The organism is Bacillus sp. L_1B0_5, assembly GCF_000836715.1.
GTDB classification, from domain to species: Bacteria; Bacillota; Bacilli; order Bacillales; family Bacillaceae_G; genus Bacillus_A; species Bacillus_A thuringiensis_S.
Genome location: NZ_JXIS01000047.1, coordinates 1 through 14127, shown reverse-complemented (window position 1 = coordinate 14127; position 14127 = coordinate 1). Strand labels below are relative to the sequence as shown.

Here is a 14127-nt window from a genome sequence, read left to right as displayed (position 1 = left end):
GATATGTTTCGTGTTCAAACGTTAAATCAAATTGCAGAAAAAGGTTTACAAGTTTTTACTGAAGAACGTTATGAAGTAGGGGATAAACTCAATCACCCAGATGGGATTTTGCTTCGTAGCTACTCTTTACATCAAGAAGAGTTTTCAAAAGACTTAAAGGCGATTGCAAGAGCTGGCGCTGGTGTAAATAATATTCCTGTCGAGCGATGTACAGAAAAAGGAATTGTAGTATTTAACACGCCGGGGGCAAATGCAAACGCCGTAAAGGAACTCATTATTGCCAGTCTTATTATGTCTTCACGTAACATTATTAATGGTGTAAGTTGGACGAAAAACTTAGAAGGTGAAGAAGTACCACAGCTTGTTGAATCAGGAAAAAAACAATTTGTTGGATCAGAAATTGCAGGGAAACGTCTAGGTGTTATCGGACTTGGCGCAATCGGTGCTTTAGTTGCGAACGATGCGTTAGCGTTAGGGATGGATGTTATCGGATATGATCCTTATATTTCAGTTGAAACAGCTTGGCGTCTTTCTACACATGTGCAAAGAGCGTTTAGCCTTGATGAAATTTTTGCAACGTGTGATTATATTACACTGCATATTCCTCTTACGAATCAAACGAAGGGGATTATTGGGGAACACGCTGTAGAGAAGATGAAAAGAGGGATGCGTCTATTTAATTTCTCTAGAGGAGAACTTGTAGATGAAAAGGTTCTTCAAAAAGCATTAGAAGAAGATATTATTACACATTACGTAACGGATTTCCCAAATGAAAATGTAATAAAGATGAAAAATGTAACAGCGACGCCTCACCTTGGTGCATCTACGTCTGAATCGGAAGAAAATTGTGCAGTAATGGCAGCACGTCAATTACGTGAATATTTGGAGACAGGAAATATTCGTAATTCAGTAAACTATCCAAACGTCGAGCTTCCATATATCGGAAAGAAACGTATTACAATTATGCATCAAAACGTTCCAAACATGGTAGGACAAATTACAGGATGTTTAGCAGAACATCATATAAATATTGCTGATATGATTAATCGTAGTAAACATTCTTGGGCATACACAATGATTGATATCGATAACGGAATTGATGATATAATAAAAGAGAATATTGTAGAAAATATAAGCAAAATTACAGGTGTTGTAGCCGTTCGAATGATTGTGTAAAGGAGAGAGGAATGTGGCAAAAATACGACCGTTTCGGGCCATTCGTCCAGTAGAGGAAAAAGCAGCACAAGTTGCAGCTTTACCGTATGACGTATTAAATAGTGAAGAGGCAAGGGAAGTTGTAAAAGGGAATCCATATTCTTTCTTGCATGTTGATAAAGCAGAAATTGATTTAGATCCTGAACTGTCACCGTATGATGATCGCGTGTATGAAAAAGCGGGCGACAATTTAAAGCAATTTGTACGAGAAGAAGTGTTCATACAAGATGAAGAGCCAGCGCTATATATTTATGAACTGACAATGCAAGGAAGAACGCAGTCAGGCCTTGTCGTTTGTACATCTATTGATGAATACGAAGATGATACAATTAAAAAACATGAAAGAACACGTCATGAAAAAGAATTAGATCGTATTCGCCACGTAGATGTGTGTGACGCAAATACAGGTCCTATCTTTTTAACGTACCGTACAAAAGAAGAAGTAAAGCATTTGATTAGAAGCTGGAAAGAAGAGCATGCGCCAATTTATACATTTACAGCAGAAGATGGTGTTAAGCATGTTGCGTGGAAGGTTGCAGATGAAGAAGTAATTGCGACTTTAGTAAACGCATTTGAAGATATTCCTAATCTTTATATTGCGGATGGGCATCACCGCTCTGCATCAGCTGCAAAAGTAGGGCTTATGCGAAGAGAACAATATCCAAATTACACAGGAGAAGAGGAATTTAATTTCTTCTTATCGGTTCTATTCCCTTATGATGAATTATCAATTTGGGACTATAACCGCGTTGTGAAAGATTTAAATGGCTTATCAGAGGAACAGTTTTTAAATCAAATTACGCAGTACTTTTATGTAGAAGGAGCAATTGTTTCTCCGTATAAACCAAATGAGCCCAAATCATTTGGTATGTATGTAAATGAGAAGTGGTATAAGCTTACTGTGAAAGAGGAAACATTTGATGCGAATGATCTTGTTAGAGGTTTAGATGTATCTATCCTGCAAGATCATTTATTAAGCCAAGTACTTGAAATACATGATCCGCGTTCTGATTCACGCATTGATTTTGTTGGTGGAATTCGGGGGCTAGAAGAGCTAGAACGCCTTGTGAACAGCGGTGTATATAAAGCAGCATTCTCATTATATCCGACATCTATGGAAGATTTATTAGCAATTGCAGATGCCGGAGAAGTCATGCCGCCGAAATCAACGTGGTTTGAACCGAAACTTCGCAGCGGGTTGTTTGTTCATTCTTTAAAATAAATAGACTTCTTTAGTTAGAAAAACCGAAATGATTTTTAGTTTCGGTTTTTCTTATTTTAAAAGTGTTTTCGAGGAGGGGTATTAATGAAATTGCAAGTAGGCGAAAAAATCACCTTTGAACGAACTTTTACGAAAGAGGATGTTGCGTTATTTACAGAAGTATCGAAAGATGAAGGTGTTCATCATGTTACACCAGATGAGCAGGGAAGATTTGTTGTACAAGGGCTGTTAACATCAACATTGCCTACAAAAATTGGCGGTGATTATAACGTACTAGCTCGCAAAATGGATTTTGAATTTTTACGTCCTGTTTTTAGTGGGGATACGATTCGTTGTGACGTAACTATTGAACAATTTGAGCCTGATGAAAAAAATCGTACAAAAATTATTGCGACGTTTATATGTAGGAATCAACTTGAAAAGGAAGTTATGAAGGGGAGTTTTTCGGGGATTATTCTTTAATTAGTAAGAAAAGAAATGAATAGGTGGGGGCATGATGTCTCTAGGGCGTAGATTTTTAATTCCCCCATGAAGAAAATTTTATGCATTGCTGAATACTGATAATATACTCTGTTCATTTTTAACTTGAATAAACTCGTCAACAAAAAGGACATTCCTAGTATTACAAGAAATGTCCTTTCCACTAAATTATAAGGTATTTTGCTGAAATTCAAACTCTAAAATTAGTTTACTAGTTTGACCTGTAAACTGATAATTATAGGATCCTCTCAGGTTTTCTAAGTTACCGGTAGCTTTAATAATTGTTCCTGGGGAATCTAAATTTCCTTTATCAAATATTCCTTGCTCTATAGCTGTAAATGTCCCTTGTTGCCCCTTATAAATCCCTTCAAAGTGTAAAAATCCAGAAATTTTAGCAGTAGCTAAGTGACCATCATTTATATTTGAGTCTAAATAATATAATAAGTATTCAACAAAAGCCTTTCCTTTTAATTCCCCATCAATATCATATTCGACATGAGCAATATTAATAGGGAAATCTTTTTTATTATCATCGATTGGTTTTTCATCCCACTTACTTACTGTAAATGTTACTTCCATACACGTAATTTCCCTCCAATTAGATACTTATTTAAAGTTTTCCTTTATTCCACGCCACTCTCTAAAATAGAGAAAGACCCATTTTCACAATTAATTTCCGCCAGCGCGCCGTAAGGTAAAATAAACTTCGGTTCAGTATGGCCAAAACTTAAATTATAAAGAATCGGCAAATCTTCTAAGTTATGTTCTTTCATAACCTGCAATATTTCCTGTTTATATTCTTCATAGTATTGTTCATCTTTCGGTTTACCAAAAATGATTCCTTTTGCTTTTTGAAGAATACCTTGCGCTGCATAATTTCGTAACCAATACTTTATATAATTTGGTTCTGGATGCTCTTCAGATGTTTCAAAGAATAGAATACTATTCTCCCAATGCTTTTTCTCAGGCCAAAGTTCCGTTCCTTTTACGAATTCCAATACTTCAATACAACCACCAATTAAACGCCCTTGTACAGTCCTAGATCCTTGAAGGACCTCATATCCGTTGTTTTGCTGCATCGTACGTCTTGTATCTTTATTTATTTCTATCCATTCTAAACGCTCACTCGTCCATTCGTTAGCTGGTTGAATTTCACCAATAATCTCATTTGAAAAGAGAGTTCGATTCACTGTTTCAATCGTATATGAATCCATCTCTATATTTTCAGCAAAATCGCTTAAGATTGCTGGACCGTAAAAAGAGGAAATTCCTGCTTTATGACAAAATAAGTGTGAAACGGTATCGTCAGAGTACCCCATAAAAATTTTCGGATTTTCACGTATCACATTAAAATCAATATAAGGTAGTAAACGGATACTATCTTCACCACCAATATTCGTAATAATTGCTTTAACACGCGTATCTTTAAATGCTGTCATTAAATCTTCCGCACGAGCTCCTGGATTGTTATAAAGGTATTCGCTACCTTTTAAACTATTTGGCATTGGGATAACTGTAAGCCCAAATACGTCTTCTAATCTCTTTACTCCTTGCTCATAACGCCATCTTAGCTTAGAATCACCCGCTCCTCCCCATGAAGCACTTACTGTTGCTACGATATCTCCTGGCTGTAATCTCTTTGGTTTTATTAACATATGAATTCCGCCCCTACATAATGTAATGAACTACGATTATACAAACCGTAGCGCTGAAAAATATGATGCATGACATTAGTTTCTTCATCATCAACAATTTCACCTGCTGTAACTCGAGAATCTAGTCTCATTGTTGTATATTTAAAAATCACAGTATGCATCATTGCATGAGGAAAACGGTTGTTATTTTCACAACCTGTAACTATAATGATTACAGGTTGGTCGATACCAATCAAAAAAATAAAATCATCATGAATGGAGATGTTACATATGGGTATGAAAAAAATAATTTTAGCAGGTGCTTTAGGGATCGCAGCATTATCAGGAACGAATGTACCAGGATTAGAACTAACAAAAGCGAGTGCAGCTTCAATTGAATCGAATTTCTCAACGTTAGAAGGACGAGTAGTAGAAGTAGATAACGGTGTGATTGTTGTAAAATCTAAGCAATATGAGGAACCTGTTAGTGTGTATATTGATTCACTTTCAAACGTGAAAGTAGGAGATGAAGTAAAAGCTACTGGATCTATGATGCGTAATTTTACAGAATATATGGTTGCAACTGCAGTTGAAAATACAACAAACAAGTTAGGTATGCACATGAAAGAAGATGGTTCGCCTGATTATGTGATTGGGAAAGTATCAAAAGTAGGAACGATGGAAGATGAAGGAGACGGTGCTACTAAATATGTCGTAGTTGAGTATCCATCGCTAAATGGTAAGAAAGTTATTATTGATGTTTTCTTAACAAAGGGACAAGTATTTAATACGGGCGAGAAAGTAAAAATTGATATGAAGTACGTGGGCTGGGGTGGAAGTTCTATTAACTGGAACACAACGGATAACATTGAAAAAGTTCATGAGGTAAAGAGCAACGTTGAAAATAATGATGATGTTTGGATTTGGTCTTAATAAGGTGAGTATAAGTCGTTATTTGCATTTTTCTCCAAACAATACATGTAAAAACTAAATGTATCATGCAGTACCCATCAAATTATTATGTGTATAACAATTTGATGGGTACTTTTTGTTTTGTGTTTTTTTGAGAATAACGGATTTCCAATAAGAATATGATGTTAACATTGGAGCGAAGGTGAAAAAATACAATATTGAAAGAGGTGTTCAAGGGTGGAGCAAGATGATGTTTATTTACGAGCTAAAAAAAGGGTGGAGAATTTAAAAGCTTTTTACATTCATTTAACGGTTTATATACTAGTGAACTTAATGCTTTTTATTATAAATATAAGTTCTGATTCAAGTAAATTATGGTTTTTATATCCACTTGCAGGCTGGGGAATTGGTATCGTTATACACGGTTTGACAACTTTTCCAGTTGGGATATTCGGGAAAGAGTGGGAAGAACGAAAGATTAAAGAATATATGGAGAAAGATAAGTGAATTTATTTCTGGAACGTATGAATATAAAATCTCATATAAATTTCTATGATCACACGCTTGATGCGAAGTCTATTTTATAGCTTCGCTTATTTGCTTTGCATTCGAAGTTTGTGCGAGTGAGAGTGTTTATATTCATTTTTTAGGATGAACTGCATGTGAAATCAAAACTTTATTTGTAGTACATAATAAATACAGTTGTTTTACTTTTTTAATTACTTGTGGATGTAGGATGAAGTTGATTTATTACCCTATATTAAAATAAAAATAAACCACTGTTCGATTTGAATATTCCACGATATAATGGTGAGAGTTTATGACAGAATAAATATTTACATAAGAAGTGAGGTACTGTATGAAAAAAAGAACGACAGACATTATTTTTATTATTATCGGTGCATTTCTTTTTGCGTTAGGTGTCAATTTGTTTGTTATCCCGAACGAATTTGGTGAGGGCGGAGTAACAGGCATCACGATTATTACGTACTATTTATTTGAATGGTCACCGGGCTTAGTTAACTTAATTTTAAATGCGATTTTGTTAATAGCCGGTTATAAGTTTTTAAATAAGATTACAACAATTTATACGATTATCGCTGTAGTTACGAACTCGCTATTTCTTCATTTGACAGAAGGCTGGACGATTACTTCGGATGAAATGCTCGTAAATGCCATTTTCGGAGGAATATTTATCGGGTGCGGGATTGGTCTTATTATTCGCGTTGGCGGAACAACTGCAGGTACAACCATCTTAGCAAGGATGACACATAAATATTTAGGATGGAGCATTAGCTACGGTCTACTGTTCTTCGATTTAATCGTTGCGTTTTCATCTTATTTCATTATTGGTGCAGAAAAACTGATGATAACAATTATTATGCTATATGTAGCAACGAAAGTGATGGAGTTTGTAATTGAAGGTTTAAATCCGAAGAAAGCCATTACGATTATTTCTGATAATCCGAATGAAATTGCCGGGAAGGTAACTACCTTAATGGGCAGAGGGGTTACTGTGTACTCAGGTCATGGCTATTACACGAAAACTCCGAAGGAAATTCTTTATGTTGTTATTAATAAGCAAGAAGTAGTGAAGCTAAAACGGATTGTTCAAACTACAGATCCGGCTGCGTTCATCGCTATACACGATGTTCGTGACGTATTTGGAGAAGGATTCGTTGATATTTCTAAAGCATAGAAATTACTTTTCATTAAAATAATCTTAATACTAAAACGTAAGAATCTATTTTGAATAATCTTTTTTCAAAATAGATTCTTTTTCTTTTTCTTGCAAAAAATCCAATTGTTTCTTAATGTAAGGATGTAGAAGGATGAACAAGAGAGGGTTTAATGAAGATGATACATATTTTATTAGCTGATGATGATAAGCATATTAGAGAATTGTTGCATTACCATTTACAAAAAGAGGGGTTTAAAGTTTTTGAAGCGGAAGATGGAAAGGTAGCGCAAGACGTATTAGAGAACGAAAATATTCATCTTGCGATAGTAGACATTATGATGCCGTTCGTTGATGGTTATACGTTATGTGAAGAAATCCGGAAATATCATGATATTCCTGTTATTTTATTAACTGCAAAGGATCAGTTAGTCGATAAAGAAAAAGGGTTTATTTCTGGTACGGATGATTATATCGTAAAACCATTTGAACCAGCTGAAGTCATTTTCCGTATGAAAGCTTTATTGCGTCGTTATCAAATGCTGAGTGCTGACATTATTACACTCCACGGAACGACAATTGATCGTAAAGGTGTTGAAGTGAAGTGTAACGGGCAGACGATTTTGCTTCCATTAAAAGAATTTGAGTTATTATCACAACTTGCTAGTTATCCTGGAAGAACATTTTCAAGAGAAGAGCTAATTGAATTAGTATGGGGAATGGATTTTGAAGGAGATGAACGAACGGTTGACGTTCATGTGAAGCGGCTGAGAGATCGTTTCTCAAAACGAACGGATGATTTTCAAATTACGACAGTGCGCGGACTCGGGTACAAGTTGGAGTTGAAATAAAATGAAATCACTATATTCTAGATTTGTTTTTATGACAGTCGGTATTATGCTTCTTAGTAGTATTATCGGCTTTTTATTGACGAACGTATATTATCAAGTGAAGCTAAAACCGTATAATAGTGAAAAGATTTTAAAGTATGCTGAAGAAGTTAAATCGTTATATGAAAAGCAAAGTGAAGAAAATCAAGAGACGTACTTACATTCTATCGCAAAGTTAGGGTATGAAATTTATATTGTCGATGATCAAAAGAATGGAAAGCGTATTGGCAATGCGTTTCGTAAGACGTCTATTAGCGATGCTACTGTTCATAAAGTATTGCAAGGAGAAACGTTTAATGGTGTTTCCACCTATCCAACTCGTCTCTTTATTACAGGGTTTTTCGATAATGAATTAATTAATAGCGTCGGTGTACCAGTGCAACACGGTGATAAACAGTACGCTTTATTTATTCGTCCTGACATTCAGAACCAATTTGGCGAAATGCGAATTTTCTTAGCGGTATTACTTGGGTTTATCGTACTATTAAGTATTATTTTTATAGCGATTGCAGCAGGTTATATCGTTCGCCCAATCCGTAAATTTACGAAGGCTACGCAAAAAATTGCGAGTGGGGAATATAAAATTGAATTAGACGTAAAACGAAAAGATGAAATAGGAACGTTATCTACGAGCTTCCAAAAGATGACGAAAAGTATTAAAGAACTAGATGAAATGAGACAAGAATTCGTTTCGAACGTTTCACATGAATTTCAGTCGCCGCTTTCTTCTATACAAGGTTTTTCGAAGACGTTGCAAACAGAAAAGATGAGCGTGGAAGAAAGAAACCATTACTTACAAATTATTGAGGGTGAAAGTAAGCGAATGTCTAGTTTATGTAAACAGTTACTCACGCTTGCATCACTAGATAAAGAAGAGAAAGTTCTACAAATAAAAGAATTCAATTTGCAGAAGCAAATTAAAGACGTTATTTTTATGCTCGAATGGAAATGGCGTGAAAAAGATATCGCTGTTGAATTTGATGTGCCAGATATCACTATAAAAGGTGATGAAAACTTACTTCATCAAGTATGGAGTAATATCTTTACGAATAGCATTAAGTTTTCAAACGATGGTGGAACGATTGAGTTTTTCGTGGAAGAGTTAGAGTCTAGCGTTATAATTTCTATATCAGACAACGGAATCGGTATGAAAAAAGAAGAAATGGATCGTATTTTTGACCGTTTTTACAAAGTAGATACAGCAAGGGCAAGAAACGTAGAAGGTAGCGGTTTAGGATTATCAATCGTGCAGAAGATTGTTGAACTGCATAAAGGGACCGTTTCGGTATATAGCACGAAAGGGGAAGGGACGACTGTTCGGGTGGAGCTTCCTAAATAGATAGAAGAGGCTGTTTGGGAACAGCCTCTTCTTTTTTTGTCGCTAGTATACGTGTAAAATGAAAAAATATGAGTCATTTTAATTGCATAATCGGATGAGTTTATGGAGTGGGATTAGGAGGAAGTTTATTTAAAAATGTAGAATCTCTACAGAGTTAGAGGGAGTGTATTAAAACTTGAACTGTGTAGGGAGGAAATTACTTTGAAACGAATTGACTTGTTATTAAACGTACTAGATTCAACATTCGATAAAGAGAGTTGGTATGCACCGTTTAAACATGCTATAGAAGGACTTACAGCTGAACAGGCTATGTGGAAACCAGCTGGAGAGACAACGAATACCATTTGGGAGAACGTTAATCATCTCACTTATTACAAAGAAAGACTTGCTGCAAACTTGGAAGGACGTGAATGGACACATAATCTTGATGGTAATGACACCTTTTATCTTACTAAGCAATCTAATGATGATACGGAATGGAAGGAAGTCGTTGAACGCTCTGAAAATGCTCAGCGTAATTTAAGACAGATATTAAGTGCAATTTCTGAAAGAGAACTTGAGCAAAATTCACTTGAAGGTAAATTACTGGACATTATGCTTCATGATGCTTATCATACAGGCCAAATTATTCAATTAAGGAAAATGCAGGGGGCATGGCCATCAAAGCGTTAACGGAGCGTTTTAGTTGGTACTATTGTTGAATAAATTTTAGATATTCAAACGATTTTATTGTTATATTTTTAGTGAAGTATTTTACATCCAAAATGAAATAATTATATTTTTAACCCCGTCCCCAATTTAGAACGGGGTTATGTTTGTTCTGTTATAAAGCCGCACCTTTCCCGGACTCTTCTTTAAACCGAAGCTCAAAAGTATCCGCTGTAATTTCATCAGCTTTCGGCAAAGCCCGTAATTTTGGATGAAGCAGCCATACGAGGGAAATGAATAAAATCCCAATACTAGCAAGCGCGAAAATGAGTTGGCTACTATATACATTCGCAGTGTATCCGCCAATTAAAGAGCCAAGCGGCATAGCAATTGTGCCCATGCTTCGTGTGACTGAATTGATACGCCCAAGATATTGGTTTGGAATTACAATTTGACCAATAGTCGCAAATAATATGTTGGTCGCACCAATTGGTATCCAAGCTAAGCCAAATAAAAAAATGGATAACCATTGAAATGGTACAATCGTAGAGAGAAACCAAAAGAAAGCGCCAGTTGCGAAGCTAATAATGGGGACACGGCCAACATTATGTTTACCAACCCATGAACTGAATAGTGCTCCAATTAAACAACCGGCTGATATAGCGGCTAAAAAGAACCCATATAATCTCACACCACCTAAAGAATCAGCGAAAGAAGGGAGTATGGCCATCGTCATACCGATTGAAAAATTAGCGACAACGGAACCGATTAAGAAGACGCCCATTAAGGAACGAAAGACGATTGAAAACCCTTCTTTTAAATCAGTGAAATATTGCTTGGTTGAAAGTACTGTGTTTGCTTCGGTTTGTTTTGGCATTTTCAATGAAACGAACAAAAGGGCAGTAATCGCAAATGTAATAGAGTCGATCACATATAAAGTAATTGCGCCAAATAGTGCTACTAATATTCCGGAAAGAGTCGTGCAAATTAAATCAATGCCTTGGTATGCAAATGAGAAAAGTGAATTTCCTTTTAATAATTGTGTTTTATGCAGTAGAAGTGGTAAAGCTTTTGATTGTGCGGGATAGGCGAATTGTTCGATAAAGGCTACGATGGGCATGATGATGAGTAGTAGTTGGACTGTTAATAGGTCGAAGTAGTGTGTAATAGGAATGATTAAAATAAGAATGCATTGCAAAACTTGTGTGATGACGAGGGTGTTTTTTATTGACCATCTATCAACGAATGGACCAGTAAGAAATTGTAATGCAGAAGGTAATAACGTTAGGGAACCAGCCAATCCAGAATAAAAAGGATTACCACTTAATTTGTATACGAGCCACATCGCTGCTACATAATACAGGCTATCTCCTATGTTTGTAAAAATTCTTCCTAAAAATAATAAGAGGAAATTCCGGTTTTTTAATATGTCCACTTTATCTACTCCTTTATAATAAATTTATTCGGTAAAATAAATTTGACCGTTTATGTAAAAAAAATCGTATTACGATTTTTCTTCTTTTTTAATAAATTGCTGCATTGTTCTCTCAGCGATTTGAAGTGCAGTAGTAGAAATATAATAAGGCTTACTATTCGGATCTTTATCTGCACCTTTTGTGATTTCGTTTAATTCAGCCATTAATTCATAAAACTTTTTCACCCACACTTGAAATTGTTCTGGCGTAGCATCAAATTCCCAGCAGGATGAAACGTAATTCCACTTAGCTGGATCTTCACTTGCATTTCGTAATGTAAAAGCTTCTTCTGGTGCAGCGAGAATTTGGCTTTTCGTTCTTTCTATCATTTGTAAAAAGATTTGACGACCTGATTCGCTTAATATTTCTAAATGAGGTAATAGATCTGCGGCAGGGGTGAAGCCTTTAGCGACAGATTGATAAAACTTTTGAATAATCCCATTCTTTTCTTCTGTATAAACGATCTCTATAAGACCATTCTTTTCTAATTCTTTTAAATGATAATGAATTTTCGCCCTTGAAATGCCGAATTTCTCAGATAGTAATTGTCCAGTATAAGGACGTTCGCATAGACGTATCATCATTTCGGCACGTAGTGGATCGCTTAATGCTTTTAGTTGGCTATAAGTAGTTAGTGTTAATACGGGCTTCAACATGATCAACTCCTTGAATTAAATTACTCGGTCAATATTATTTGACTGAATTGTATCAAGGATTTCAAATATTTTCAATACTTTCTGAAAATTAAATCTTACTCTCTGTAATCTTCTGTTCATATTCCGTTCATAATTCTTTTTTATGATTAGTGCATAGAAAGAAAGAGGAAGGAGCGAGCGAAATGTTTTTAGCTCTGCGTGAATTGAAACAATCAAAATTAAGATACGGATTAATCGGACTGATTATGGTGTTACTATCATTTTTAGTTCTTGTCATTTCGGGATTAGCAAATGGATTATCATATGATAATGCTTCATCGATTCAAAATATGGAGGCAAATAAGTTCGTTTTAGCAGATGATGCGGAAAATAAATTACTTCGTTCACAAATTAAGAAAGACGATGTAGATAACGTAGTAAATCAAGTGGGCGAGAAAGAGGCAGTTCCATTTCGGGTGAAAGTTTCAACGTATGAAAAGAAAGATAGTTCGAAAAAGGTTGATATCGCTATTTTCTCAAGTGAACGCGATTCATTTTTAGAACCGAACATTGTAAAAGGTGAGAAATTAGGTACAGCAAACAACGAGATGGTTGCTGATGAATCAATTAAAGAAAAAGGAATCGATATTGGGGATACAATTATCGATCCTGTTTCAAAGAAAGAATTTAAAATCGTCGGATTTACGAAAGATCAAATGTTTAGCCATACACCAGTCGTTTATGTAAATGAAGACGTATGGGGCGCTATTTCACAACCAAACCAAAAAGATTATAGTGCAATCGCACTTAACACAGATAAAGAAATTAAAAATGCTCACGTTATCGATAAAAAAGAAGTACTGCAAAGTATTCCAGGATTTAAAGAAGAGCAAGGAACGTTAACGATGATTATTGCGTTCTTACTTGTAATCGCTGCATTACTAATTGGTGTATTCTTCTACGTCATTACACTGCAAAAAACACAGCAACTAGGTGTATTAAAAGCAATTGGTACGAAGAACTCGTATTTAGCAAATAGCTTAGTCGTACAGGCGTTATTCTTATCAGTCGTTGCGATGGTAATTAGTATCGTTCTTGTACAAGGGTTAGAACAAATTTTACCAGCGGGTATGCCGTTCTTATTAACAACACCGATGATTGCACAATACGCAGCAATCTTTATCGTAATTAGTATTTTAGGAACACTTATTTCGTTATACCAAGTATTAAAAGTTGATGCATTAGAAGCAATTGGAGGCGGGATGTAATGACTTCATTATTAAAATTAGACAAAGTAAGTAAAGTGTACGGAGAAGGAAATACGGAAGTAACAGCCCTTCATCCGATGTCGCTTGATGTGAAAGCTGGAGAATTTATCGGAATCGTTGGTCCTTCTGGATCAGGGAAAAGTACATTATTATCAATCGCGGGTGCTTTATTATCACCGTCAAAAGGAGATATTTACATTCGTGAGCAAAATATTACACAGTTATCGGAAAAGGAAATGACAGACATTCGTTTGAAAAAAATCGGTTTCATCTTCCAGTTTGCAAACCTTGTTCCATATTTAAATGTGAAAGAACAATTGCTTTATATTGCAAAGCTAAAAAAGGAAAGTAAACAAGAATCCGAAAAGCGTGCAGATCATTTATTAGCGGCATTTGGATTAGGAGAAAGAAAAAATCATTATCCAAATCAACTATCTGGTGGGGAAAAACAAAGGGTAGCAATCGCTCGTGCGTTCATGAACAATCCGGATTTAATATTAGCGGATGAGCCAACGGCAAGCTTAGACTCAAAACGCGCACGTGAAGTTGTTGAAATGATGAAACGTGAAGTGAAAGAGAGCCAAAAAGCAGCAATTATGATTACACATGATGAAAGAATGCTTGATGTATGTGATCGTATATTGACGCTGAGAGATGGGAAATTGGTATGATGAAAAAAAGAACTCTTACAATTGTAAGAGTTCTTTTCAGAGTGTTGGGAAACCCTTTAG

Annotated in this window: 16 protein-coding genes; 11 read left to right on the top strand and 5 right to left on the bottom strand. The window is 35.5% G+C overall.

The annotated features are described in order from the left end of the window. Positions 1-3 precede the first annotated feature (3 nt). The 3 genes from RT27_RS16075 (at position 4) to RT27_RS16065 (ending at position 2899) form a co-directional block, all read left to right on the top strand. Positions 4-1176, top strand: a complete 1173-nt coding sequence (locus tag RT27_RS16075) for a 3-phosphoglycerate dehydrogenase family protein (RefSeq protein ID WP_029442803.1) — start codon at positions 4-6, stop codon at positions 1174-1176. A gap of 13 nt (positions 1177-1189) precedes the next feature. Continuing rightward, positions 1190-2437 carry a DUF1015 family protein gene (locus RT27_RS16070; protein WP_043936644.1) on the top strand — a complete coding sequence of 416 codons (1248 nt, stop codon included), beginning with the start codon at positions 1190-1192 and terminating at the stop codon, positions 2435-2437. A gap of 84 nt (positions 2438-2521) precedes the next feature. Then, positions 2522-2899, top strand: a complete 378-nt coding sequence (locus RT27_RS16065) for a MaoC family dehydratase (protein ID WP_000776360.1) — start codon at positions 2522-2524, stop codon at positions 2897-2899. A gap of 186 nt (positions 2900-3085) precedes the next feature. On the opposite strand, the gene RT27_RS16060 is transcribed toward RT27_RS16065, so the two are convergent. Genes RT27_RS16060 through RT27_RS16050 form a run of 3 tightly spaced genes read right to left on the bottom strand, consistent with a single transcriptional unit; the run spans position 3086 to position 4808 of the window. Continuing rightward, positions 3086-3496: a DUF3224 domain-containing protein gene (locus RT27_RS16060; RefSeq protein ID WP_029442801.1), complete on the bottom strand. Its 411-nt coding sequence runs from the start codon at positions 3494-3496 to the stop codon at positions 3086-3088. Positions 3497-3540: 44 nt separating this feature from the next. After that, on the bottom strand, positions 3541-4572 hold the full coding sequence (locus tag RT27_RS16055; RefSeq protein ID WP_043936643.1) for a S66 peptidase family protein: 1032 nt from the start codon (positions 4570-4572) through the stop codon (positions 3541-3543). Further along, the gene (locus RT27_RS16050; protein WP_043936642.1) at positions 4566-4808 is read right to left on the bottom strand and encodes a hypothetical protein; all 243 of its coding nucleotides are present in this window, start codon (positions 4806-4808) and stop codon (positions 4566-4568) included. Before RT27_RS16050 ends, RT27_RS16055 begins: the two co-directional genes overlap by 7 nt. Positions 4809-4842: 34 nt before the next feature. Here RT27_RS16050 and RT27_RS16045 point away from each other — a divergent pair, with 34 nt between their 5' ends. The 6 genes from RT27_RS16045 (at position 4843) to RT27_RS16020 (ending at position 10042) form a co-directional block, all read left to right on the top strand. Next, positions 4843-5484 carry an ATP F0F1 synthase subunit alpha gene (locus tag RT27_RS16045; RefSeq protein ID WP_043936641.1) on the top strand — a complete coding sequence of 214 codons (642 nt, stop codon included), beginning with the start codon at positions 4843-4845 and terminating at the stop codon, positions 5482-5484. Between the two features lie 216 nt (positions 5485-5700). Further along, positions 5701-5970, top strand: a complete 270-nt coding sequence (locus RT27_RS16040) for a 2TM domain-containing protein (protein ID WP_016080975.1) — start codon at positions 5701-5703, stop codon at positions 5968-5970. Between the two features lie 352 nt (positions 5971-6322). Further along, positions 6323-7162 (top strand): YitT family protein, encoded by an 840-nt coding sequence (locus RT27_RS16035; RefSeq protein ID WP_000747489.1) that lies wholly within the window; start codon positions 6323-6325, stop codon positions 7160-7162. A 152-nt stretch (positions 7163-7314) separates the two neighbouring features. Continuing rightward, on the top strand, positions 7315-7992 hold the full coding sequence (locus RT27_RS16030) for a response regulator transcription factor (protein WP_016080976.1): 678 nt from the start codon (positions 7315-7317) through the stop codon (positions 7990-7992). Position 7993: 1 nt separating this feature from the next. Then, complete coding sequence (locus tag RT27_RS16025; protein ID WP_043936640.1) at positions 7994-9370, top strand: HAMP domain-containing sensor histidine kinase; 1377 nt, start codon at positions 7994-7996, stop codon at positions 9368-9370. A gap of 201 nt (positions 9371-9571) precedes the next feature. Next, positions 9572-10042, top strand: a complete 471-nt coding sequence (locus tag RT27_RS16020; RefSeq protein WP_016080978.1) for a DinB family protein — start codon at positions 9572-9574, stop codon at positions 10040-10042. A 151-nt stretch (positions 10043-10193) separates the two neighbouring features. Here RT27_RS16020 and RT27_RS16015 read toward each other — a convergent pair whose 3' ends face one another. After that, positions 10194-11453: an MFS transporter gene (locus tag RT27_RS16015; protein ID WP_043936639.1), complete on the bottom strand. Its 1260-nt coding sequence runs from the start codon at positions 11451-11453 to the stop codon at positions 10194-10196. A gap of 69 nt (positions 11454-11522) precedes the next feature. Beyond that, a complete protein-coding gene (locus RT27_RS16010; protein WP_024927960.1) occupies positions 11523-12146 on the bottom strand; it encodes a helix-turn-helix domain-containing protein in 624 nt (207 codons plus the stop codon). A 185-nt stretch (positions 12147-12331) separates the two neighbouring features. Here RT27_RS16010 and RT27_RS16005 point away from each other — a divergent pair, with 185 nt between their 5' ends. Both RT27_RS16005 and RT27_RS16000 read left to right on the top strand, forming a co-directional pair. Further along, positions 12332-13396 carry an ABC transporter permease gene (locus tag RT27_RS16005; protein ID WP_043936638.1) on the top strand — a complete coding sequence of 355 codons (1065 nt, stop codon included), beginning with the start codon at positions 12332-12334 and terminating at the stop codon, positions 13394-13396. Then, complete coding sequence (locus RT27_RS16000; RefSeq protein ID WP_029442791.1) at positions 13396-14067, top strand: ABC transporter ATP-binding protein; 672 nt, start codon at positions 13396-13398, stop codon at positions 14065-14067. Before RT27_RS16005 ends, RT27_RS16000 begins: the two co-directional genes overlap by 1 nt. Positions 14068-14127: the final 60 nt, after the last annotated feature.

Excerpts from the sequence above, each read along its gene's own strand:
- RT27_RS16055 (WP_043936643.1), bottom strand. The coding sequence starts at position 4,572 with ATGTTAATAAAACCAAAGAGATTACAGCCAGGAGATATCGTAGCAACA.
- RT27_RS16005 (WP_043936638.1), top strand. The coding sequence starts at position 12,332 with ATGTTTTTAGCTCTGCGTGAATTGAAACAATCAAAATTAAGATACGGA.
- RT27_RS16075 (WP_029442803.1), top strand. The coding sequence starts at position 4 with ATGTTTCGTGTTCAAACGTTAAATCAAATTGCAGAAAAAGGTTTACAA.
- RT27_RS16045 (WP_043936641.1), top strand. The coding sequence starts at position 4,843 with ATGGGTATGAAAAAAATAATTTTAGCAGGTGCTTTAGGGATCGCAGCA.
- RT27_RS16000 (WP_029442791.1), top strand. The coding sequence starts at position 13,396 with ATGACTTCATTATTAAAATTAGACAAAGTAAGTAAAGTGTACGGAGAA.
- RT27_RS16065 (WP_000776360.1), top strand. The coding sequence starts at position 2,522 with ATGAAATTGCAAGTAGGCGAAAAAATCACCTTTGAACGAACTTTTACG.
- RT27_RS16025 (WP_043936640.1), top strand. The coding sequence starts at position 7,994 with ATGAAATCACTATATTCTAGATTTGTTTTTATGACAGTCGGTATTATG.
- RT27_RS16035 (WP_000747489.1), top strand. The coding sequence starts at position 6,323 with ATGAAAAAAAGAACGACAGACATTATTTTTATTATTATCGGTGCATTT.
- RT27_RS16060 (WP_029442801.1), bottom strand. The coding sequence starts at position 3,496 with ATGGAAGTAACATTTACAGTAAGTAAGTGGGATGAAAAACCAATCGAT.
- RT27_RS16030 (WP_016080976.1), top strand. The coding sequence starts at position 7,315 with ATGAAGATGATACATATTTTATTAGCTGATGATGATAAGCATATTAGA.